Consider the following 22138-nt stretch of genomic DNA (forward strand, 5'->3'; position numbering starts at 1 on the left):
TTCCACGGCTTCCGTCGCTTACGCATCCGCTGGGAACGACGAGATGACATCCACGAAGCGTTCCTCGGACTTGCCACCTGCCTCATCACACACCGGCACGTCCAACGCCTTTGTTAGGACCTCTTAAACACACTCCTGGCCACTCAACCAGCAGCAGTTCCCTACCCCTTGGTCGGCGTACGGTCCTTGTCTGTGTGCGACCCGGCCCGCTCCGACGGCGGCTTCAGGAGCCGGTCGAGCACCGAGGGCCGCGACCGCGCCTCCTCGATCTGCTTCGGGAACAGCGTGTAGCTCAGCGCGATGATCACGTTGACGCCGATCACCAGCAGCATCCGCTGCTGCCACATCCGCAGCGAGTCGGTGCCGCCGTCGCCGCCGACGTACCAGATCGCGGCCTGGAGCAGGGCGATCGCGAGCACCGAGGCGACGGTGAAGCGGCCCGCCGTCTTCCATTCGTACGCGGTCCTCGCGCTGCCTCCCCTGGGTGCCTTGGCGGGCTTGGGGCCGCCCGCGAAGCGGTAGGCCACCCAGGCGTCGGCGCGGGTCACCAGGTAGTGGCCCATCGCCACCGAGAAGCCGATGTAGACGGCGGCCAGGCCGTGCTTCCAGTCCGGCTGGGCGCCGTTCTTCAGGTCGACGGCGGTCACCACGAGCAGCACCACCTCCAGGAGCGGCTCGCACAGGAGCACCGCCACGCTCGTCCGCCGCATCTTCGCGAGGTAGCGCAGGGCGAGCCCGCCGGCCAGCAGCAGCCAGAAGCCGACTTCACAGGCGATGATCAGCGTGACGATCACGGTGGTCTCCTTCCGTCCTCCTCAAGGCTCGCCCGCATCCATCGCCCGCTCGTCGTCGCCGTGGACGAAACGCGACTGCATCCTTCGGTGTAGCGGAAGATCGGCTGATACGTGGAGGCCGAGGCTCCGGGGGCCGTGTTGGATGGGACCGTGACTCCGATCTCCCGCCCGCACCGCGACGACGTGCTCATCGCCTGCGCCGGACTGCTCGGCGGCCTCGTGCTGTGGGCCGTCGGACTGCACACCCAGACCGGCCGCCCGCTGCCCGGCGCCTGGGTGCTGATGCCACTGGTGCTGACGGCGGGCCTTGAGCTGCTGCGCCGCACCGCACCGCAGCCCGCGCTGGTCATAGGCACCTGTCTGCTGCTCGCCGATCAGTTCACGCTGGGCAGCCTGGCCACGGTCGTGATGTTCACCGACCTCGTGTACGCGGCCGTCCTGTACGGTTCCCCGACCGCGGCCCGCCGCATCCCGGTCAGCACCGGGCTGATCACGGTCGGCGTGACGATCGGGTTCTACGCCTGGTTCCAGCGGCCGGAGGCGCTGCTCATCGGCGTGATCACGGCCATCGTCTCGTTCGCGCCCGCCACCACCGGGGCCCTGGTGCGCAATCACCGCGAAGCCGCCGACAGCGCCCGGCTGCGTGCCGAACAGACCGCGCTGCTCGCCGAGATGGACCGCAGCCAGGCCGTGGTCGCCGAGCGCGCCCGGATGGCCCGCGAACTGCACGACATGGTCGCCAACCACCTCTCGGCGATCGCCATCCACTCCACGGCCGCGCTCTCCCTGGACGACCCGGCGACCACCCGGCAGGCCATGTCGGTGATCCGCGAGAACAGCGTGGCCGGGCTCGCCGAGATGCGCCGGCTCATCGGTCTGCTGCGCGACACCGCAGGCCATGAACAGCCCGCAGCCGCGCCGACGCTGGCCGGGCTCGACGCGCTGATCGCCCAGGCCGGTACCAACGGGGCCGCCAGCGGGCTGCGCTTCGCGCTCGACGACCGGCGCGCGCAGGACGGCCCGCTGCCCGCGCCGGTGGAGCTCGCCGCGTACCGGATCGTCCAGGAGTCCCTCACCAACGCCCTCAAACACGCTGCGCCGGGCACGGTCGAGGTCGCCCTCGCGCGCGCCGACGGGCTGCTCACCGTGCACGTCACGAGCCCCTACGGCGACCGGCCGGGCCCGCGCGCACCGGGGTCCGGCGCCGGTCTGATCGGGATGCGCGAGCGGGTCGAACTGCTCGACGGGAGCTTCGCCTCGGGCCCCGAGACGGCGCCGGACGGTACCAAGATCTGGCTGGTGCGGGCCCAACTGCCCGCCGACGAAAGGACATTGAGCACATGACGATCCGGGTACTGGTCGCGGAGGACCAGTCGGCGGTACGGGCCGGACTGGTCCTGATCCTCTCCAGCGTCCCGGACATCGAGGTGGCCGGGGAGGCGGCGGACGGCGAGCAGGCGGTGGCGCTCGCCCGCGAACTGCGCCCCGATCTGGTCCTGATGGACGTCCAGATGCCGAAGCTGGACGGGGTCTCGGCGACCCGGACCGTGGTCGGCGAGGGGCTCGCCGACGTGCTGGTCCTGACCACCTTCGACCTGGACGAGTACGTCTTCGGGGCGCTGCGCGCGGGCGCGGCGGGGTTCCTGCTCAAGAACACCGACGCGAAGGACCTGATCGAGGCGGTGCGCACGGTGGCGCGCGGCGAGGGATTGATCGCCCCGGCCGTCACCCGGCGTCTCATCGCGGAGTTCGCCTCGGCGCCCCAGCCGGTCGCCCCGCAGCGCCCCGCGGCGCTCGACACCCTGACCCGGCGCGAGGGCGAGGTGCTGTCGTGTCTGGGCCGGGGCCTGTCGAACGCGGAGATCGCGGTACGCCTGGACATGGCGGAGGCCACCGTGAAGACCCATGTCAGCAGACTGCTGGGCAAGCTGGAGCTGCGCAGCCGGGTCCAAGCGGCCGTACTGGCCCAGGAGTTGGGGATCTGAGACGGCTCCCCCGCCGGAGGTCTGGACCTCTTGACGGTTGGTCCAGACCTTTCTACGCTCACCGCACACTGCTGTGGTGGGCATGCCATCCCTGGCGTTCTGCGGCACGCCCACCCGGACGGAGCAGGGTCCCACCCCCACCACCGTCGCACCATTCGGGAGCAGCCTTGAGTACCGCACGTCGTATGCGTACGCGCTTCAGATCAAGAGCCGCAGCGGCCCTGACCGCACTCGCCCTCCCCCTGGCCGCGCTGATCGGTCTGGCCTCCCCCGCCGAAGCCGCGGCCTCGGCGACCGCCACCTATGCCAAGTCCTCGGACTGGGGCACCGGTTTCGGGGCCGGCTGGACCATCAAGAACACCGGCACCACCACGCTCACTTCCTGGACCGTGGAGTGGGACTACCCCTCGGGCACGTCCGTGACCTCGGCCTGGGACGCGGACGTCACGAATTCCGGCACCCACTGGACCGCCAAGAACAAGTCGTACAACGGCACCCTCGCCCCCGGCGCCAGCGCCACCTTCGGCTTCAACGGCGCGGGATCCGGATCCCCCTCGGGCTGCAAGCTCAACGGCGTTTCCTGCGACGGTGGTTCGGCCCCCGGCGACAACCCGCCCTCGGCCCCCGGCACCCCGGTCGCGAGCAACGTCACCGACACCGGGGTGACGCTGTCCTGGTCGGCCGCGACCGACGACCACGGCGTCAAGAACTACGACGTGTACCGGGGCGCGGCAAAGATCGCCACGGTCACCGGAACCACGTACACCGACTCGGGCCTGACGGCCGGGACGACCTACACCTACAGCGTGACCGCGCGCGACACCGCCGACCAGACGGGCCCCTCCTCGGGCTCGGTCACCGTGACGACCACCGGCGGGGGCGGCCCCGGCCCCGGCGGCGACAAGGTGCGGCTCGGCTACTTCACCGACTGGGGCATCTACCAGCGCAACTACCAGGTGAAGAACATCGTCACCTCGGGCTCGGCGAGCAGGCTGACCCACATCAACTACGCGTTCGGCAATGTCACGGGCGGCCAGTGCGCCATCGGTGACGCGTACGCCGACTACCAGAAGACGTACGACGCGTCCTCCAGTGTGGACGGCACGGCGGACACGTGGAACCAGCCGGTGGCAGGCAACATCAACCAGCTGCGCGAGCTGAAGGCGAAGTACCCGGGCCTCAAGATCCTCTGGTCCTTCGGCGGCTGGACCTGGTCCGGTGGCTTCGGCGCGGCGGCCGCGAATCCGGCGGCGTTCGCGGACTCCTGCTACTCGCTGGTCAAGGACCCGCGCTGGGCCGATGTGTTCGACGGCATCGACATCGACTGGGAGTACCCCAACGCCTGCGGGCTGTCCTGCGACACCAGCGGCCCGGCGGCCCTGAAGAACCTGCTCGCCGCGCTGCGCACGAAGTTCGGCGGCTCGGCGCTGGTCACGGCGGCGGTCACGGCCGACGGCTCGGACAACGGCAAGATGGACGCCGCCGACTACGGGGGCGCCGCGCAGTACGTCGACTGGTACAACGTGATGACGTACGACTTCTTCGGCGCGTGGGCACCGCAGGGCCCGACGGCCCCGCACTCGCCCCTCACCTCCTACAACGGGATCCCCATCGCGGGCTTCAACACGGACGCGGCGATCCAGAAGTACAAGGCGAAGGGCGTCCCGGCGAGCAAGCTCAACCTGGGCATCGGGTTCTACGGCCGCGGCTGGACGGGCGTCACGCAGGACGCACCGGGCGGCACGGCGACGGGGCCGGCGCCCGGCACGTACGAGCAGGGCATCGAGGACTACAAGGTCCTCAAGTCCACCTGCCCCACAACGGGCACGATCGCGGGCACGGCGTACGCCCACTGCGGCTCCAACTGGTGGAGCTACGACACGCCGTCGACGATCGCCGGAAAGATGACGTACGTGAAGGATCAGGGGCTGAGGGGCGCGTTCTTCTGGGAGTTCAGCGGAGACACGCCGAATGGCGAGCTGATCTCGGCGATGGACTCCGCCCTGAAGTAACCCGTTCCGCCCACCAGGGCCGGAGGCCGGGTCCGTCCCCCGTCTTCCGGCCCTCCCCCGTCGTCCTGGGGGCACCGCCCCCAGCCCCCCGCTCCTCAAACGCCGGAGAGGCTGATTTTTGCCCCCCCCCAGCACGCAAAGCGAAGGGCCGCCCCCCCCAACCAAGAAAATCGAGGACGCGCGGCCCGCAGGAGGATTGCGGACGCAGCCCCATAGGGAGTCGAGGGGCGGAGCCTCCAGGGGGTTGGGGGCGCCTCCGCGCAGGAGTCCGAGGCGGAGCCGCGCAACGGCGAGGGGCGGAGCCCCCGGGGAGGTCCAGGGCGCAGCCCCGCTGAGGGTTTGGGGCGCAATCCCCGCGAAGGCCCGGAGCGCAGCCCCGCAGGAGGTCCGGCGTGCAGACCCGGCTGGAGTCCGGCGCACAACCCGTAGGCAGTTCGGGGGCGCACCCCCCCGTGGAGGTCCGGGGCGGAGCCCCGCAGGAGGTCGACGGGCGCAACCCCCAACGGGTTTGGGGCACAGACCCGGCTGGAGTCCGGCGCACAGCCCCGTAGGCAGTTCGGGGGCGCAGCCCCCGTGAGGGTCCGGGGCGGAGCCCCGTAGGGGGTCGAGGGGCGCAGCCCCCGCGGGGGGTTGGGGGCGGAGCCCCCGATGAAGAGCGCCCACCTTCCCTCCCCACCCCCGGAGGGTTTCGGGAAGGGGCGGGGTGGGGGAAAACTCCCGGCTAAGCCACGTTCACCCGTTGGCCCGGCGGCGCCGCCTCCAGCCAGGCCAGGAAACCCGTCAGCGCATCCTCACTCATCGCGAGTTCGAGGCGCGTACCACGATGCGTACAACCCAGGATGATCGCGTCGGAGAGGAGCGCGAGTTCCTCCTCGCCGTCGGGCAGGCGCCGGGCCACCACGTCGATGGCCGACCGCTCAAGCACCCGCCGCGGCCGAGGCGCGTACGAGAAGACGCGGAACCACTCGATCCGGTCACCGTTGTAGCGGGCCACCCCATACACCCAGCCCTTGCCACTGGTGTCCGGCGTCTCCGGAAGGTTCCAGCGCAGACTGCAGTCGAACGTTCCGCCCGAGCGCTGGATCAGCCGCCGGCGCAGACCGAAGACGAAGAGTCCCACCAGTACCAGCGCGACGACCAGGCCACACACAAGCAGAGCGAGAGTCATCTACACCGACCTCCTCGCTCAACCAGTAATCCAGCAACGGAAAAATCTGCCTGCATCGCCTCAGCCGCGACCGGCTCCGGAAAATTCCGGACCGAGCCGCGGCTGAGGGAAAACGTCGGCGGGGTGCTAGCGCACCGCCACCGCACGGAGCCGTACATCGGCGCGCCGCTCGGCGGCGGCGTCCGACTCCGACTTCGCACTCTCCAGCGCACGCTCGGCGCGCTGGACATCGATCTCGTCCGCCAGCTCGGCGATCTCGGCCAGCAGCGAGAGCTTGTTGTCGGCGAAGGAGATGAATCCACCGTGCACCGCCGCGACGACGGTGCTGCCCTCGCTCGTACGGATCGTCACCGGGCCCGACTCCAGCACACCAAGGAGCGGCTGGTGACCGGGCATGACGCCGATGTCGCCGGACGTGGTGCGCGCGACGACCAGGGTGGCCTCGCCGGACCAGACACTGCGGTCCGCGGCGACGAGCTCGACGTGCAGCTCAGTAGCCATGGTTGGCTCCTCGGGTCACCACCCGGCGGTTCGGCCGGGTGTTGGGTCGAATTCTAGTAGGCGTACGGAGAAGGGCGGGACGCACCCGCCCCTCTCCGCCGAAGACGCGATTCACACGGCTCCTGGGAGTCGGGCCCCCAGGAGTCGAGCGAGTCAGGAGACGCCCAGCTCCTTGGCGTTGGCCTTGAGGTCTTCCAGGCCACCGCACATGAAGAACGCCTGCTCGGGGAAGTGGTCGTACTCGCCGTCGCAGATCTGGTTGAACGCCGCGATCGACTCTTCCAGCGGGACGTCCGAACCGTCGACGCCGGTGAACTGCTTGGCGACGTGGGTGTTCTGCGACAGGAAGCGCTCCACGCGGCGGGCGCGGTGCACGACCAGCTTGTCCTCTTCGCCGAGCTCGTCGATGCCGAGGATGGCGATGATGTCCTGGAGGTCCTTGTACTTCTGCAGGATGGACCGGACACGCATGGCGGTGTCGTAGTGGTCCTGCGCGATGTAACGCGGGTCCAGGATGCGGGACGTGGAGTCCAGCGGGTCCACGGCCGGGTAGATGCCCTTCTCGGAGATCGGACGGGAGAGAACCGTCGTCGCGTCGAGGTGGGCGAAGGTGGTGGCCGGGGCCGGGTCGGTCAGGTCGTCCGCGGGGACGTAGATCGCCTGCATCGAGGTGATCGAGTGACCACGGGTCGAGGTGATGCGCTCCTGGAGGAGACCCATCTCGTCGGCCAGGTTCGGCTGGTAGCCCACCGCGGAGGGCATGCGGCCGAGCAGGGTCGACACCTCGGAGCCCGCCTGGGTGTACCGGAAGATGTTGTCGATGAAGAAGAGGACGTCCTGCTTCTGGACGTCACGGAAGTACTCCGCCATCGTCAGACCGGCCAGCGCGACGCGCAGACGCGTGCCCGGCGGCTCGTCCATCTGACCGAAGACAAGGGCGGTCTTGTCGATGACGCCCGAGTCCTGCATCTCCTCGATGAGGTCGTTGCCCTCACGGGTGCGCTCACCGACACCGGCGAACACCGACACACCGTCGTGGTTGTTGGCCACGCGGTAGATCATTTCCTGGATGAGGACGGTCTTGCCGACGCCCGCACCACCGAACAGACCGATCTTTCCACCCTTGACGTACGGGGTGAGAAGGTCGATGACCTTGACGCCGGTCTCGAACATCTCGGTCTTGGACTCGAGCTGGTCGAAGTTGGGCGCCTTGCGGTGGATGGGCCAGCGCTCGCCGATGTTGGCGTTCTCCTCGGGCTTGTTCAGCACCTCGCCGAGGGTGTTGAACACCTTGCCCTTGGTGAAGTCGCCGACCGGCACCGTGATGCCGTCGCCCGTGTCGGTCACCGGGGCCTGGCGGACCAGACCGTCGGTGGGCTGCATCGAGATCGCGCGGACGATGCCGTCGCCCAGGTGCTGGGCGACTTCGAGCGTCAGCGTCTTGAGCTTGCCGTCCTCGGCCGGGTCGGCCACCTGGACGTGCAGCGCGTTGTAGATCTCCGGCATCGCGTCGACGGGGAACTCCACGTCGACGACCGGGCCGATGACCCGGGCGACGCGGCCCGTGGCAACGGCCGTCTCAACAGTGGTCGTCATTACTTGTCACTCCCCGCGGTCGCGTCGGCCAGCGCACTGGAGCCACCGACGATCTCGCTGATTTCCTGGGTGATTTCGGCCTGGCGGGCCGCGTTGGCAAGCCGGGAGAGGCTCTTGATGAGCTCTCCGGCGTTGTCGGTCGCCGACTTCATCGCGCGGCGGCGGGCGGCGTGCTCGGAAGCGGCCGACTGCAGAAGCGCGTTGTAGATGCGGCTTTCGACGTAGCGCGGCAGCAGGGCGTCGAGGACGTCCTCCGCCGACGGCTCGAAGTCGAAGAGCGGAAGGATCTGGTCCTTCGTGCCCCCCGCGGCGGATGCCGCTGATGTCTCAGCTTCCTGAGCCTTCTCAAGCGACAGCGGCAGCATCCGGTTGTCGACCGGCGTCTGCGTCATCATCGACACGAACTCCGTGAAGACGATGTGCAGTTCGTCCGCACCGCTCTCGGCCATCTCCGTCTGGATGGTCTCGATCAGCGGCGCGGCCACCCGCTTGGCGTCCGCGTACGTGGGGCTGTCGGTGAAGCCGGTCCACGAATCCGCGACCTTGCGCTCACGGAACCCGTAGTAGGCGACACCCTTGCGGCCGACGATGTACGTGTCGACCTCCTTGCCCTCGCCGCGCAGCCGCTCCGTCAGCCGCTCCGCGGCCTTGATGGCGTTGGAGGAGTAGCCGCCGGCCAGACCGCGGTCGCTCGTGATGAGCAGGACCGCGGCGCGGGCCGGGGCGTCGGCCTCGGTGGTGAGCGGGTGCTTGGTGTTGGAGCCGGTCGCCACCGCGGTCACCGCACGGGTGAGCTCGGTCGCGTACGGCGCGGAGGCCGCCACCTGGCGCTGCGCCTTGACGATGCGCGAGGCGGCGATCATCTCCATCGCCTTGGTGATCTTCTTGGTCGCGGTGACGGATCGGATGCGACGCTTGTAGACCCGGAGCTGCGCTCCCATGAGTCAGGTCCCTTCCGTCGTCGTCACTTGCTGGTGCTGACCGGTGCGTCGTCGCCCAGGAGCTTGCCGTCCGAGGTCTCGAACTGCCGCTTGAAGTTGGCGATGGCGTCGGCCACGGACTGCAGGGTGTCGTCCGACATCTTGGCGCCCTCGGCGATCGAGGTGAGGAGCTCCTTGCGCTCGCGGCGCAGGTACTCCAGCAGCTCGGCCTCGAAGCGGCGGATGTCCTCGACCGGGACGTCGTCCATCTTGCCGGTGGTGCCGGCCCAGATGGAGACGACCTGCTCCTCGACCGGGAACGGCGAGTACTGCGGCTGCTTCAGCAGCTCGACCATGCGCTTGCCGCGCTCCAGGGAGGCCTTGGAGGCGGAGTCCAGGTCGGAACCGAAGGCGGCGAACGCCTCCAGCTCGCGGTACTGGGCGAGGTCGACGCGGAGTCGGCCGGAGACCTGGCGCATCGCCTTGTGCTGCGCGGAACCACCGACTCGGGAGACGGAGATACCGACGTTCAGCGCGGGGCGCTGACCGGCGTTGAACAGGTCCGACTCCAGGAAGCACTGGCCGTCGGTGATGGAGATGACGTTGGTCGGGATGAACGCCGACACGTCGTTCGCCTTGGTCTCGACGATCGGCAGACCGGTCATCGAACCGGCGCCCATGTCGTCCGACAGCTTCGCGCAGCGCTCAAGCAGACGCGAGTGCAGGTAGAAGACGTCACCCGGGTAGGCCTCGCGGCCCGGCGGACGGCGCAGCAGCAGCGACACGGCGCGGTAGGCGTCGGCCTGCTTCGACAGGTCGTCGAAGATGATGAGGACGTGCTTGCCGTCGTACATCCAGTGCTGGCCGATGGCCGAACCGGTGTACGGGGCAAGGTACTTGAAGCCGGCCGGGTCGGACGCGGGCGCGGCGACGATGGTCGTGTACTCCAGCGCGCCGGCCTCTTCCAGGGCGCCACGCACGGAGGCGATGGTCGAGCCCTTCTGGCCGATGGCGACGTAGATGCAGCGGACCTGCTTCTTCGGGTCGCCCGAGCGCCAGTTGTCGCGCTGGTTGATGATCGTGTCGACGGCCAGAGCGGTCTTGCCGGTCTGGCGGTCGCCGATGATCAGCTGACGCTGGCCACGGCCGATCGGCACCATCGCGTCGACGGCCTTGTAACCGGTGGCCATCGGCTCGTGCACCGACTTACGGACCATTACGCCGGGAGCCTGCAGCTCCAGGGCGCGGCGGCCGTCGGTCTCGATCTCGCCGAGGCCGTCGATCGGGTTGCCGAGCGGGTCGACGACGCGGCCGAGGTAGCCCTCGCCGACGCCGACCGAGAGCACCTCACCGGTGCGCTGCACCGGCTGGCCCTCTTCGATGCCGCTGAACTCGCCGAGGACGATCGCACCGATCTCGCGCTCCTCGAGGTTGAGGGCAAGACCGAGCGTTCCGTCCTCGAAACGCAGCAGCTCGTTCGCCATGGCCGAGGGAAGACCCTCGACCTTCGCGATGCCGTCACCGGCAACGCTGACCGTACCGACCTCCTCGCGCGAGGCCGCGTCCGGCTGGTACGACTGGACAAAGGTCTCCAGCGCGTCCCGGATCTCCTCCGGCCGGATCGTGAGCTCCGCCATCTGGGTTCCCTGCTCTCCTTGTTGGGCCCGAAGTTTCTAAGGGGGTCTGGGGGCCGACCCCCAGGAATCTTCTGCAATCTCTGCACGGCCCAACCGGGCCGCTGGTGTTGCTAATTCAGTTGGTGTGCCGACCGCTGGGTCAGCGCGCCAGCCGTCGGTTCGCCTCTTCGAGGCGCTCCGCGATGGTGCCTTCGATGACCTCGTCGCCGACACGCACCGAGATCCCGCCGAGGACCTCGGGGTCCACGTCGAGGTTCAGGTGCATCTGACGGCCGTAGATCTTCGCCAGAGCCGCACCGAGGCGCGACTGCTGGAGGTCGGTGAGCGGCACCGCGGAGGTGACGACCGCGACCATGCGGTCCCGGCGTGCCGCGGCGAGCTTGGAAAGGGACTCCAGTCCCGCTTCCAGGCTACGTCCACGCGGCCGGGTCACAAGACGGCCGACCAGCCGCTCGGTGACCGGGTTCGCCTTGCCGCCGAGCAGGCTGCGCAGCAGCTCGCCCTTGGCCGAGGCCGTGGCGGTCTTGCTGGTCAGCGCGGCGCGCAGCTCGGTGCTTGAGGTGACGATGCGGCCGAACCGGAACAGTTCGTCCTCGACGTCGTCCAGCGCGCCCGACTGCTGCGCGGCGGTGAGGTCGGCGGTGCTCGCCAGCTCCTCCAGCGAGTCCACCAGGTCACGGGACTGCGACCAGCGGGAGCGGACCATGCCGCCCACCAGGTCGGCGGTCGCGCCGCCCACCTGGCCGCCGAGCAGACGCCCGGCCAGCTCGGCCTTGGCCTCGCCGGCCTGCGCCGGGTCGGTCAGGACCCGACGCAGCGAGACCTCGCGGTCGAGCAGCGCGGTGACGGCGGCCAGCTCGTCGCCGAGCTTCGCCGCGTCGACGGACGTGTTGTCCATCAGCGCGTCGAGGCGCTCGCGTGCGGTGGCCAGTGCCTCGCGGCTCGCGCCGTTCATCGGACAGCCTCGGCCTTCTCCTCGAGCTCGCCGAGGAAACGGTCGATGGTGCGGCTCTGGCGGGCGTGGTCCTCAAGGGACTCGCCGACCAGCTTGCCGGCCAGGTCGGTCGCCAGCTTGCCCACGTCCTGACGGAGCGAGTGCGCGGCGGCCTTGCGGTCGGCCTCGATCTGGGCGTGGCCGGCAGCGATGATCTCCTCACGCTGCCGCTGGCCTTCCGCCCTCATCTCCTGGATGAGAGCAGTGCCCTGCTCGGTCGCCTCCTGGCGCAGGCGGGCAGCCTCGTGGCGGGCCTCGGCGAGCTGCGCCTTGTACTGCTCAAGGACGCTCTGGGCCTCGGTCTGAGCGGCCTCGGCCTTCTCCATCCCGCCTTCGATGGCCTCGCGGCGCTCGTCCAGAACCTTGTTGATGTTCGGGAGGAGCTTCTTGGCGAGGAAGCCGAAGACGATGACGAAGGCGATGAGGCCGATGACGAGCTCAGGCCACGGCGGAACGAGGGGGTTTTCCTTGCCCTCGGCCGCCAGCTGAACCATGGTGAGGTTCACATCAGTGCCTTTCGTCGGTCGGTCTGGTCGTGGTTCGTCTTAGTAGACGAACGGCATGACAAGGCCGATCAGGGCCAGTGCCTCACAGAACGCGAAACCGAGGATCTGGTTGGCGCGGATCAGGCCGGCCGCTTCGGGCTGACGGGCGAGAGCCTGCGTGCCGTTACCGAAGATGATGCCGACGCCGACGCCGGGGCCGATCGCGGCCAGACCGTATCCGATGGAGCTGAGCGAGCCAGTGACGCCATTGGAAGCAGCAGCGAGGATCTGGGACATGCCAGTTCTTCCTTCTCTTTCACGGACCGGTGGGGGTTGGCCACCGGACGACTTGGGGTATGGAGGGGGCGATCAGTGGTGCTCGGCGACAGCGCCCTGGATGAAGACGCAGGCCAGCAGCACGAACACGTAGGCCTGGACGGCCTGGATGAAGAGCTCGAAGGCGGTCATCACGACGACCATCACGAACGAGACGCCGGAGTACGCGATGCCGATGCCGTTGAGCATGTACCAGCTGGCGATCGTGAACAGCAGCAGCAGGGTGTGACCGGCGAACATGTTCGCGAAGAGTCGCACCGCGTGCGTGAAGGGGCGGACCAGCACGTTCGAGAAGAACTCGATGACCATGACCAGCGGCAGCACGCCGCCGAGGGACTTGTCGTAGCCGGTCAGGTTCTTGAATCCGCCGACCAGACCGTGCCTCTTGAAGGTGAGGCTCATCCAGATCACGTAGACGATCAGTGCGAGGACCGCGGGGTACGCGATGATCGACGTCACCGGGAACTGGGCGACCGGGACGATCGACCAGAGGTTCATCATCCAGACGAAGAAGAAGATCGAGACCATGAGGGGGACCCACTTCTCGCCCTCCTTCTTGCCGATGGTCTCGTAGACGATGCCGCGGCGTACGAAGTCGTAGCCGGCCTCGGCGACCATCTGCAGCTTGCCCGGGACGAGCTTCGGCTTGCGGAAGGCGGCCCAGAAGAAGCCCACGACGACGAGCGAGCCCAGCAGGGCGAGCAGCATCGGCTTGTTGAAGTACAGGCCGTTGGCGTCGCCCCAGAGCGGCTCGAAGAGGAACGAGTGCAGGCCGGGACCCTCGAAGCCACAGCCGTTCGACTGGAAGATGTGGCAGCTCGGATCGAAGGCGAGCACCTGCGTCGGGTCAGCACTCACCGCGGGCTCCTTCAGCGTGGCGCATAGGTACGGCAACCTCGATGTGTCGGCGCGGCGCGCAGCCGCGGTTCGGCACTGGACTGGTGTTACGGATGATGGGGCGGCGGTCGGGCATCAAGCCTCGCGAATGAGCAGGCGTCAGCTCAGATGCCCGCGCCCGCAGTGCCGCAGTTGGCACCGGACGATAGCAGGGTCCTGAACTCGCGTTTATTCCGGCCCTACCCTTCACGACGACGGGCCCGTCTTTTCGGGCTTGCCGGCCTCGGAGGAGTCCGGTTCGACGTAAAGGATCTTCGCCTTCATGTGCGCACGCGCCTGCGAGCCGATCCAGACGAGGGTCAGCGCGACGAGCGTGGCGGCGAAGCACTTCGGGTTGAACAGCGTCGTGTTCTTGAAGACCGCGACGAAGATGAAGAGCAGCAGCAACTGCGCGGTGTACAGCATCAGCCCCATGGCCTGGAACAGATGCGGAAGCGATTTGGCAGTGCGTTCCAGGACGACGAGTCCGATGCCCATGAAGAGGATCACGACCAGCGTCGCGACGATGGCACCCACCGCCCCCTTGCCGCCCGCGACCACACCGCTGACGACGGCGGCAACAGCGCCGGCGGCAGCGGTGGGTAGGGCGGTCTGGAGAAGAGTGCGTGCATCGTTGGACGGCATGGCGGCAGCTCCGCTTGCTGGTGGGGGCAAAGTGGTGTCGTCATGGACGAGCGTAATCCCGGGCCGAGTTGATCCCTCGGGCCAACGGACCGTCGCACTACGGTCCTTCGGCTCTGGCGCCGGGTCTCGTGAACCGTATCACAAACTATTTGATGAGGTCTTTACCATGGAAGTGTGCTGCCCATCACACTTGAGAGTGGCGCTGCGCGTTTGTGCGCAACGGGCAGCGAGATGTCTGGTATTGGGCGTCGACGCGGCAAATCGTCAGCGGGACGCACCGGTCTTCCGTCGGTCGGGGAAACGCGAACGGGGGCCGATCGCGGTCGCTCCGTTGACGCCCGAGACTCCGGCCACGACGGGAGTGCGCTCGCCGCGCACCTCGTCCTCCTCCGGCCGTGCGAGCGAGTGCACCGCCTCCGGCTCGCCCGGCGCACGGCGGTAGCGCGGCGGCACGAACCGCTCGGCCCACTGCGGGGTGCGCGGGGTGAAGCGCGGCAGCAGCAGGAGCACCAGCCCCACCGCGCTCAGCGCGACGATCAGCAGCACGATCCACATCGACGCCGAGTGCACCGAGTAGGCGACCGCGCCGAAGGCGATCAGCGCCGACCAGAAGTACATGATCAGCACCGCCCGGCTGTGCGAATGACCGATCTCCAGGAGCCGGTGGTGCAGGTGCCCCCGGTCCGCGGCGAACGGCGACTGCCCGTTCCAGGTCCTGCGGACGATCGCCAGCACCAGGTCGGCCATCGGGATCGCGATGATCGACAGCGGCATGAGCAGCGGGATGAAGACCGGCAGCATCGCGTGCGTGGCATCGCGGGTGCCGCCGAAGTTGAGCTTCATCGCGTCGGGGTCGACCTGGCCCGTGATGGAGATCGCGCCGGCCGCGAGCACCAGGCCGATCAGCATCGACCCGGAGTCGCCCATGAAGATCCTGGCCGGGTGCATGTTGTGCGGCAGGAAGCCCAGGCACATGCCCATGAGGACGGCGGCGAAGAGGGTGGCGGGGGCGGCCGCCTCGATCCCGTATCCGTACCAGAGCCGGTAGGCGTACATGAAGAACGCCGCCGACGCGATGCACACCATGCCGGCCGCCAGGCCGTCGAGACCGTCCACGAAGTTCACCGCGTTGATGGTGATCACGACGAGCGCGACCGTGAGCAGGGTGCCCTGCCAGGAGGTCAGCGAGACCGATCCGATGCCGGGGATGGGCAGCCACAGGATGGTCAGACCCTGCATGACCATGACGCCCGCGGCGATCATCTGGCCGCCGAGCTTGATCAGGGCGTCGATCTCGAACTTGTCGTCCAGGACGCCGATCAGCCAGATCAGCGCGGCGCCGGACAGCAGCGCGCGCGGTTCGTTGGACTGGAAGACGGCGTTGAGGCCGTCGAGGTGGTCGGCCACCAGCAGACCCGCGCACAGGCCGCCGAACATGGCGATGCCGCCGAGCCTCGGCGTCGGCTCCCGGTGCACGTCACGCGCGCGGATCTCCGGCATCGCACCGACGGCGATGGCGAACTTCCGCACCGGCCCGGTGAGCAGGTAGGTCACCGCGGCCGTGACGCAGAGCGTCAGCAGGTATTCACGCACGGGCTGCCCCAGAGGTATCGCTGGCCATCTCAGCCCCACACCCTAGCTTCGCGCGCATGTGGTTGAGGACATCCGGATCCAGCAGATGGTTGCAGGGATCCCTGTGAAGCGGCGATAAGTACCCGCTTGTCCCGTACGAGAACCCTGCGGGAAGGCCCGTCCCCTCAAGGAGGAGGGAATCTTTCCGCCAGTTCTCGTACCGCTGCCCGCGTCCTTGGATCCTCTCGCATCGCCATCGCGAAGAGCACCGCGATTCTGGCCATCTCCGCCTCGCCCATGCCCTGCGTGGTGACGGCGGCGGTGCCGAGCCGGATGCCGCGGGCGTCCGCGGGCGGCAGGGCGCAGGTGTCCAGGACGAGCCCGGCGCCCGCGAGGCGGCCGCGCGCGGTGCGTCCGTCGACGCCGAGCGGCGACGGGTCGGCGAGCACGAGGTGGGTGTCGGTGCCGCCGGTGACCACGCCGAACCCCTCGGCGAGCAGCCCCTCGGCCAGAATGCGGGCGTTGGCGACCACCTGATGGACATACGCGGTGAACGCCGGGGCGGCCGCCTCGCCGAAGGCGACGGCCTTGGCCGCGATCGTGTGCATCTGGGCGCCGCCCTGGGTGAACGGGAAGACGGCGCGGTCGATGCGGGCGGCCAGGTCCGCGCCGCACAGGATCAGCCCGCCGCGCGGTCCGCGCAGCACCTTGTGGCTGGTGGCGCACACGACGTCGGCGTACGGGACCGGGCTCGGCGCCGCTCCCCCGGCGACCAGGCCGATGGGGTGCGCGGCATCCGCGATCAGGTAGGCGCCCACGTCGTCGGCGATCTCCCGGAAGGCCTGGTAGTCCGGGTGGCGGGGGTAGGCGATGGATCCGCACACGATCGCCTTGGGCCGGTGCTCGACCGCCAGGTCCCACACCTGGCCGTAGTCGATGAGTCCGGTGTCCGGGTCGAGGCCGTACCCGACGAAGTCGAACCACCGGCCGGAGAAGTTCGCGGGCGATCCGTGCGTGAGGTGTCCGCCGTACGGGAGCCCCATCGCCAGGACGGTGTCTCCGGGCCTCAGGAGCGCCGCGTACGCCGCCAGTACCGCCGAAGTCCCCGAATGCGTCTGGACGTTGGCGTGGGCGGCGCCGAACAGGGCCTTGGCGCGGTCGACGGCGATGCGCTCGGCGACGTCCACGACTTCGCAGCCGCCGTGGTGCCGGGCGCCCGGGTAGCCCTCGGCGTACTTGTTGCCCAACTGCGAGCCGAGGGCCGCGCGCACGGCCGGCGAGGTGAAGTTCTCGGCGGCGATCAGCTGGAGCGAGGTCGCCTGGCGCTCGGCCTCGCCGAGCAGCACGTCTGCCATTTCGGGGTCGTGCCGCCGCAGGGCTTCGAACCCCGCGAGTTCTGTGGCAACTGCGGAGGTTACGGACATGCCACCAGCGTAGGTCTCGGCTGCCGAGCGCGCCCGGCGTGACCCGGGGGCTCTGCCCCCGGACCCCCGCTCCTCAAACGCCGGAGTGGCTCGATTTGCCGGTGAGGGCGGTGACCACCGGGTCCAGGGCCTGGTTGATCTCGTCGCCGATGGAGCGGAAGAACGTGATGGGGGCGCCGTACGGGTCGTTGACCTCGTCGGCCTCGGCGCTGGGGGCGAGCAGCCAGCCGCGCAGCGCGGCCGCGGCCCGCACCAGGGCCCTGGCCCGTTCCACCATGCCCTCCTGGAGCGGATCGGGCAGCGTGGCCGGGTCTATGGCCCGTACGAGTCGGGTGAACTCCTTCAGGGTGAAGGTGCGCAGGCCCGCCGAGTGGCCCATCGAGATGACCTGGGCGCGGTGGTCGCGGGTCGCGGTCAGCACCAGGTCGGCGGTGATGACGTGCTCGTCCAGCAGCTCGCGGCCGGTGAAGCCGGAGGCGTCGGCGCCGAAGTCGGCGAGGACGGCGGCGGCGTTGGCCTCCATCGGGGCGCCCTCGTGCCCCCAGGTGCCGGCGCTCTCCACGATCAGGCCGCCCGTGAACGGGTCCCCGAGTCGGTCGCTCAGGGCATGGCGGGTCAGCCGCTCGGTGATCGGCGAGCGGCAGACGTTGCCGGTGCTGACGTGGAGGATGCGGAACGAGTTCCCCGCAGGGTGAACCGTGCCTATGCCACGCCCCTCAGGGGCGGTCAATTGGCCACCTCGAGGTCGGGTACCACCTTGCGCAGCTCGTCCGCGTCGAGCGCGCCCGCGCGCAGCAGCACCGGGACCTTGCCGGTGACGTCGACGATGGACGAGGGGACGATGCCCGGCGTCGGGCCGCCGTCCAGGTACACCGAGACGGAGTCCCCGAGCATGCCCTGGGCCGCGTCGCAGTCCTCGGGTGCCGGGTGGCCGGTGAGGTTGGCGGAGGAGACGGCCATCGGGCCGACCTCGGTGAGCAGTTCGATGGCGACCGGGTGCAGCGGCATCCGGATGGCGACGGTGCCCCGGGTGTCGCCGAGGTCCCACTGCAGGGACGGCTGCTGGCGGGCGACCAGCGTCAGGGCGCCCGGCCAGAACGCGTCGACCAGCTCCCAGGCCTGCTCGGTGAAGTCGGTGACCAGGCCGTGCAGCGTGTTCGGCGAGCCGATGAGGACAGGGGTGGGCATATTGCGGCCGCGGCCCTTGGCGTCGAGCAGATCCGCCACGGCCTGCGAGCTGAACGCGTCCGCGCCGATCCCGTACACGGTGTCCGTCGGCAGCACCACGAGCTCGCCGCGGCGGACGGCGGACGCGGCTTCGCGCAGACCGGTCGTGCGGTCGGTCGCGTCGTTGCAGTCGTATCGCCGAGCCATTTAACGGGCCTCCTCGTACACGTACACGGTCTGAATGATGGGGCGGGTCACAGCGTGGCCTTGCGGGCCGTGGCGAAGCGCGGGCGGTTGTTGAGGTCGGGGTGGTCGGCCGCGTCCGCCCAGCCGGCCTCCTCGTTGAAGATCCACGGCACCTGGCCGCCCTGGGTGTCGGCGTGCTCGATGACGACGAGCCCGCCGGGCCGCAGCAGCCGGTGCGCGGTGCGTTCGATGCCCCGGATGGTGTCGAGGCCGTCCTCGCCGGAGAACAGCGCGAGCTCGGGGTCGTGGTCGCGCGCCTCGGGGGCGACGTACTCCCACTCGGTCAGCGGGATGTACGGCGGGTTGGAGATCACCAGGTCGACCTGGCCGTCCAGGTCGGGCAGCGCGGTGAGCGCGTCGCCCTGGTGGAGAACGACCCGGGACCCCTCGACGTTCTTCCGGGTCCACTCCAGGGCGTCCTCGGACAGCTCGACGGCGTGCACCCGCGAGCGGGGCACCTCCTGCGCCATGGCGAGCGCGATCGCGCCGGAGCCGGTGCACAGGTCGACGATGAGCGGCTCCACGACGTCCATCGCGCGTACGGCGTCTATGGCCCAGCCGACCACCGACTCGGTCTCCGGCCGGGGCACGAACACCCCTGGCCCCACTTGGAGTTCGAGGTAGCGGAAGAAGGCGCGGCCGGTGATGTGCTGGAGCGGCTCACGTGCCTCGCGGCGGGCGACGGCCTCCCAGTAGCGGGCGTCGAAGTCGGAGTCCTTGACGTTGTGCAGCTCTCCCCGCTTGACCCCGTGGATGTGCGCGGCGAGCTCCTCCGCGTCGAAGCGGGGTGAGGGCACGCCGGCGTCGGCCAGCCGCTGGGTGGCCTGGGCCACTTCGGCAAGCAGCACGCTTCGGGGGCCTGGGGGTCGCCCCCCAGAATGATGCTGCACGCTGGTTCCTCCGGCAGTCGTACGGGGTGGGGGATTACTGGGCGGCCGCGAGCTTGGCGGCGGAGTCCGCGTCGACGCACGCCTGGATCATCGCGTCCAGGTCGCCGTCGAGCACCTGGTCCAAGTTGTACGCCTTGAACCCGACCCGGTGGTCCGAGATGCGGTTTTCCGGGAAGTTGTACGTCCGGATCTTCTCGGAGCGGTCGACGGTGCGCACCTGGCTGCGGCGGGCGTCGGCGGCCTCGGCCTCGGCCTTCTCCTGGGCGGCGGCGAGCAGCCGGGAGCGCAGGATGCGCATGGCCTGCTCCTTGTTCTGGAGCTGGCTCTTCTCGTTCTGGCAGGAGGCGACGACACCGGTCGGGACGTGCGTGATGCGCACGGCGGAGTCGGTGGTGTTGACGGACTGGCCGCCGGGGCCCGAGGACCGGTACACGTCGATGCGGAGGTCGTTCATGTTGATCTCGACGTCGACCTCCTCGGCCTCGGGCGTGACCAGCACGCCGGCGGCGGAGGTGTGGATGCGGCCCTGCGACTCGGTGGCCGGCACGCGCTGCACGCGGTGCACGCCGCCCTCGTACTTCAGCCGCGCCCAGACGCCCTGGCCGGGCTCGGTCGCACCCTGGCCGCCCTTGGTCTTCACCGCGACCTGGACGTCCTTGTAGCCGCCGAGCTCGGACTCGGTGGAGTCGATGATCTCGGTCTTCCAGCCGACCCGCTCGGCGTACCGCAGGTACATGCGCAGGAGGTCGCCGGCGAACAGGGCCGACTCGTCGCCGCCCGCACCCGCCTTGATCTCCAGCAGTACGTCCTTGTCGTCGCTCGGGTCGCGCGGGACCAGGAGCAGGCGGAGCTTCTCGGTGAGCTCCTCGCGCTGCACGGTCAGGTCCTTGACCTCGGCGGCGAAGTCGGGGTCGTCGGCCGCGAGCTCGCGGGCCGTCTCGATGTCCTCACCCGTCTGCTTCCAGGCGCGATAGGTCCCCACGATCGGCGTCAGCTCGGCGTAGCGCTTGTTCAGCTTGCGCGCATTGGCCTGATCGGCGTGGACCGAAGGGTCGGCGAGCTTCGTCTCGAGATCGGCGTGCTCGCCGATCAGGTCCTCGACCGCTTCGAACATCGGTGGCTCCTGGGTTTCAAACGAAGAAGTAGGGCTGGACGGCAAAGCGCCGGTCGCAGCGCCCCCGGAACGGAGGCGCCGCGGACCGGCGCAGTTGGCTCGCTACTTCGCGGCGGAGCCGGCAGCCTTGCCGAAGCGGGCCTCGAAGCGGGCCACACGGCCGCCGGTGTCCATGATCTTCTGCTTGCCCGTGTAGAACGGGTGGCACTCGGAGCAGATTTCGGCGCGGATGGAGCCGCCGTTGATCGTGCTACGGGTGGTGAAAGCCGCGCCACAGGTGCAGCTGACCTGGGTCTCGACGTACTGGGGGTGGATGTCGCGCTTCAAGGTGTCTCCTAGGTTCGGGAGGGCGCCGGGTCGCAAGCGCGGATTGCGCGTACGTGAACCGGGGCCGACGTACCAGTCTGCCAGGACTGGCCGTATCTCCCAAAACCGGGGTGGGGCCCCCGGTATTCCCCGAGGTGTCCCGCCGGGTCCGAAATCCGCTACTGGCCGCTGACGTAGGTTCCGGCCGCGCCCTTGTCGCCGGCCGAGTCGGCGGTCGCGGAGGCCGGAATCTGCTGGTCGGCGCGGAGCGCGGCCCAGACCTGCTGCGCCTCCTTGTCGAGCGGCACGACGCGGTTCGGGTCCCGCTTGTCGTAGGTCACCGGCATCGTGACCATCTTCATGTTCTGCGAACCGAGGTCCTTGAGCCCGTTGGCGAAGCCGATCAGCGAGTTCACCGAGGCGAGTTCGGAGTCGGTGGTGATGGCCTTGGTCGCGGCGTTCGCGAGCCCGTAGAGCTTGGTCGGGCTGGTGAACACTCCGACGCTCTTGACCTGCTGGATCAGCGCCTTGATGAAGGCCTGCTGGAGCTGGATGCGGCCGAGGTCGCTGCCGTCGCCGACCACGCCGTGCCGGGTGCGTACGAGGCCGAGCGCCTGCTCCCCGTTGAGGACGTGCTTGCCGGCCGGCAGGTCCAGGTGGCTCTTGTCGTCCTTGATCGGCTTGGCGGTGGTGACGGGCACCCCGCCGAGCTCGTCGATGAGCTTCTTGAAGCCGGTGAAGTCGACCTCGATGTAGTGGTCCATACGGATCCCGGACATCTGCTCGACGGTCTTGACCGCACAGGCCGGGCCGCCGACCTCGTACGCCGTGTTGAACATCTGGCGCTTGCCGCCGGGGTCGGACTTGCCGCCCGGGGTGGTGCAGGCGGGGCGGGTGATCAGGGTGTCGCGCGGGATGGAGACCACGCTGGCGCTCTTGTGGCCCTGGTAGACGTGGATGACCATCGCGGTGTCGGAGCGGGCACCGCCCTCGTCCTGGCCGTACTCCTTGTTGGCGCCGGCCCGCGAGTCGGAGCCGAGGACCAGGATGTCCATCGAGCCGTTGTCGACGTTCTGCGGCCGGTCGGTGCCGAGCTGGGCGTTGATGTCGACGCCCTTGAGGTTGCCGTTGAGCTGGAAGTACACGTAGCCGAGGCCCGCGCCGCCGACGAGTACGACGCCCGCGGCACTCCACGCGGCTATGCGCACGGCGCGACGGCGCGTGCTGGGCTGCTTGCGGCGCTTGCCCGCCCCGCGTATTCGGCTGCTGCGCGCACTCTGCTCGGCCATGGTCTCCTCAGTCCTCGGTGCTCCCCCGGGTACCCCCCTGCCCTGGTGTTCAGGCACGGATTGTCGACACTTGTCAGACGGCGAAGCACCAAGAAGGGTTGCACAGGCTTCTAAGAAGGCCATAAGAACGCATCGGGCCCGCCGCGCAACTCGCGGCCGACCCCACCGCTCTCACCTGCGG

22 protein-coding genes and 1 pseudogene are annotated in these 22138 nt (G+C 69.3%); 4 read left to right on the top strand and 19 right to left on the bottom strand.

Annotated elements, in window-relative coordinates; genetic code table 11:
- Nucleotides 1-117, top strand: a pseudogene (locus tag ACIQ8J_RS33325) (IS5/IS1182 family transposase); the annotation flags it as partial.
- Between the two features lie 44 nt (nt 118-161).
- On the opposite strand, the gene ACIQ8J_RS33330 reads toward ACIQ8J_RS33325, so the two are convergent.
- Nucleotides 162-794 carry a hypothetical protein gene (locus ACIQ8J_RS33330; protein ID WP_403277526.1) on the bottom strand — a complete coding sequence of 211 codons (633 nt, stop codon included), beginning with the start codon at nt 792-794 and terminating at the stop codon, nt 162-164.
- 150 nt (nt 795-944) lie between these two features.
- Between ACIQ8J_RS33330 and ACIQ8J_RS33335 the strand changes: the two genes are divergently transcribed.
- The 3 genes from ACIQ8J_RS33335 (at nt 945) to ACIQ8J_RS33345 (ending at nt 4791) form a co-directional block, all read left to right on the top strand.
- Nucleotides 945-2138, top strand: a complete 1194-nt coding sequence (locus tag ACIQ8J_RS33335; RefSeq protein ID WP_403277525.1) for a sensor histidine kinase — start codon at nt 945-947, stop codon at nt 2136-2138.
- Nucleotides 2135-2779: a response regulator gene (locus ACIQ8J_RS33340; RefSeq protein WP_403277524.1), complete on the top strand. Its 645-nt coding sequence runs from the start codon at nt 2135-2137 to the stop codon at nt 2777-2779. The genes ACIQ8J_RS33335 and ACIQ8J_RS33340 overlap by 4 nt, the downstream gene beginning before the upstream one ends.
- Nucleotides 2780-2964: 185 nt before the next feature.
- Entirely contained in the window at nt 2965-4791 is a 1827-nt protein-coding gene (locus ACIQ8J_RS33345; protein ID WP_403277523.1) for a glycosyl hydrolase family 18 protein, read from the top strand.
- A 721-nt stretch (nt 4792-5512) separates the two neighbouring features.
- On the opposite strand, the gene ACIQ8J_RS33350 is transcribed toward ACIQ8J_RS33345, so the two are convergent.
- The 18 genes from ACIQ8J_RS33350 to ACIQ8J_RS33435 all read right to left on the bottom strand — a co-directional run bounded on the left by ACIQ8J_RS33350 (nt 5513) and on the right by ACIQ8J_RS33435 (nt 21957).
- A complete protein-coding gene (locus ACIQ8J_RS33350; protein ID WP_403277521.1) occupies nt 5513-5959 on the bottom strand; it encodes a DUF2550 domain-containing protein in 447 nt (148 codons plus the stop codon).
- Nucleotides 5960-6085: 126 nt separating this feature from the next.
- A complete protein-coding gene (locus tag ACIQ8J_RS33355) occupies nt 6086-6460 on the bottom strand; it encodes a F0F1 ATP synthase subunit epsilon (protein WP_365573546.1) in 375 nt (124 codons plus the stop codon).
- Between the two features lie 153 nt (nt 6461-6613).
- Nucleotides 6614-8056, bottom strand: coding sequence for a F0F1 ATP synthase subunit beta (gene atpD, locus ACIQ8J_RS33360; RefSeq protein ID WP_403277519.1), 1443 nt, complete (start codon nt 8054-8056; stop codon nt 6614-6616).
- Nucleotides 8056-8997, bottom strand: a complete 942-nt coding sequence (locus tag ACIQ8J_RS33365; protein ID WP_403277518.1) for a F0F1 ATP synthase subunit gamma — start codon at nt 8995-8997, stop codon at nt 8056-8058. The genes atpD and ACIQ8J_RS33365 overlap by 1 nt, the downstream gene beginning before the upstream one ends.
- Nucleotides 8998-9020: 23 nt before the next feature.
- The gene (atpA, locus tag ACIQ8J_RS33370) at nt 9021-10613 is read right to left on the bottom strand and encodes a F0F1 ATP synthase subunit alpha (protein ID WP_403277517.1); all 1593 of its coding nucleotides are present in this window, start codon (nt 10611-10613) and stop codon (nt 9021-9023) included.
- A 139-nt stretch (nt 10614-10752) separates the two neighbouring features.
- A complete protein-coding gene (locus tag ACIQ8J_RS33375; protein ID WP_403277516.1) occupies nt 10753-11568 on the bottom strand; it encodes a F0F1 ATP synthase subunit delta in 816 nt (271 codons plus the stop codon).
- A complete protein-coding gene (locus ACIQ8J_RS33380) occupies nt 11565-12101 on the bottom strand; it encodes a F0F1 ATP synthase subunit B (protein WP_063802014.1) in 537 nt (178 codons plus the stop codon). The genes ACIQ8J_RS33375 and ACIQ8J_RS33380 overlap by 4 nt, the downstream gene beginning before the upstream one ends.
- Before the next feature lie 51 nt (nt 12102-12152).
- Complete coding sequence (locus ACIQ8J_RS33385; RefSeq protein WP_399053574.1) at nt 12153-12389, bottom strand: F0F1 ATP synthase subunit C; 237 nt, start codon at nt 12387-12389, stop codon at nt 12153-12155.
- Between the two features lie 72 nt (nt 12390-12461).
- A complete protein-coding gene (atpB, locus tag ACIQ8J_RS33390; protein WP_403277515.1) occupies nt 12462-13286 on the bottom strand; it encodes a F0F1 ATP synthase subunit A in 825 nt (274 codons plus the stop codon).
- A gap of 225 nt (nt 13287-13511) precedes the next feature.
- A complete protein-coding gene (locus ACIQ8J_RS33395) occupies nt 13512-13949 on the bottom strand; it encodes a hypothetical protein (protein WP_403277514.1) in 438 nt (145 codons plus the stop codon).
- Nucleotides 13950-14213: 264 nt separating this feature from the next.
- Nucleotides 14214-15554 carry an MraY family glycosyltransferase gene (locus ACIQ8J_RS33400; protein ID WP_403277527.1) on the bottom strand — a complete coding sequence of 447 codons (1341 nt, stop codon included), beginning with the start codon at nt 15552-15554 and terminating at the stop codon, nt 14214-14216.
- A gap of 152 nt (nt 15555-15706) precedes the next feature.
- On the bottom strand, nt 15707-16945 hold the full coding sequence (gene glyA, locus ACIQ8J_RS33405) for a serine hydroxymethyltransferase (RefSeq protein ID WP_403277513.1): 1239 nt from the start codon (nt 16943-16945) through the stop codon (nt 15707-15709).
- Nucleotides 16946-17018: 73 nt separating this feature from the next.
- Entirely contained in the window at nt 17019-17675 is a 657-nt protein-coding gene (locus tag ACIQ8J_RS33410) for a protein-tyrosine-phosphatase (protein WP_403277512.1), read from the bottom strand.
- Nucleotides 17672-18319 (bottom strand): L-threonylcarbamoyladenylate synthase, encoded by a 648-nt coding sequence (locus tag ACIQ8J_RS33415; RefSeq protein ID WP_399053569.1) that lies wholly within the window; start codon nt 18317-18319, stop codon nt 17672-17674. Before ACIQ8J_RS33415 ends, ACIQ8J_RS33410 begins: the two co-directional genes overlap by 4 nt.
- A gap of 47 nt (nt 18320-18366) precedes the next feature.
- Nucleotides 18367-19248 carry a peptide chain release factor N(5)-glutamine methyltransferase gene (prmC, locus tag ACIQ8J_RS33420; RefSeq protein WP_403277511.1) on the bottom strand — a complete coding sequence of 294 codons (882 nt, stop codon included), beginning with the start codon at nt 19246-19248 and terminating at the stop codon, nt 18367-18369.
- A 34-nt stretch (nt 19249-19282) separates the two neighbouring features.
- Nucleotides 19283-20362 carry a peptide chain release factor 1 gene (prfA, locus tag ACIQ8J_RS33425; RefSeq protein WP_403277510.1) on the bottom strand — a complete coding sequence of 360 codons (1080 nt, stop codon included), beginning with the start codon at nt 20360-20362 and terminating at the stop codon, nt 19283-19285.
- A gap of 102 nt (nt 20363-20464) precedes the next feature.
- On the bottom strand, nt 20465-20689 hold the full coding sequence (rpmE, locus tag ACIQ8J_RS33430) for a 50S ribosomal protein L31 (RefSeq protein WP_403277509.1): 225 nt from the start codon (nt 20687-20689) through the stop codon (nt 20465-20467).
- Between the two features lie 158 nt (nt 20690-20847).
- Entirely contained in the window at nt 20848-21957 is a 1110-nt protein-coding gene (locus tag ACIQ8J_RS33435; protein WP_403277508.1) for an LCP family protein, read from the bottom strand.
- Nucleotides 21958-22138: the final 181 nt, after the last annotated feature.

The sequence above is a fragment of the Streptomyces sp. NPDC094147 genome (assembly GCF_044764265.1).
Lineage (GTDB): Bacteria > Actinomycetota > Actinomycetes > Streptomycetales > Streptomycetaceae > Streptomyces.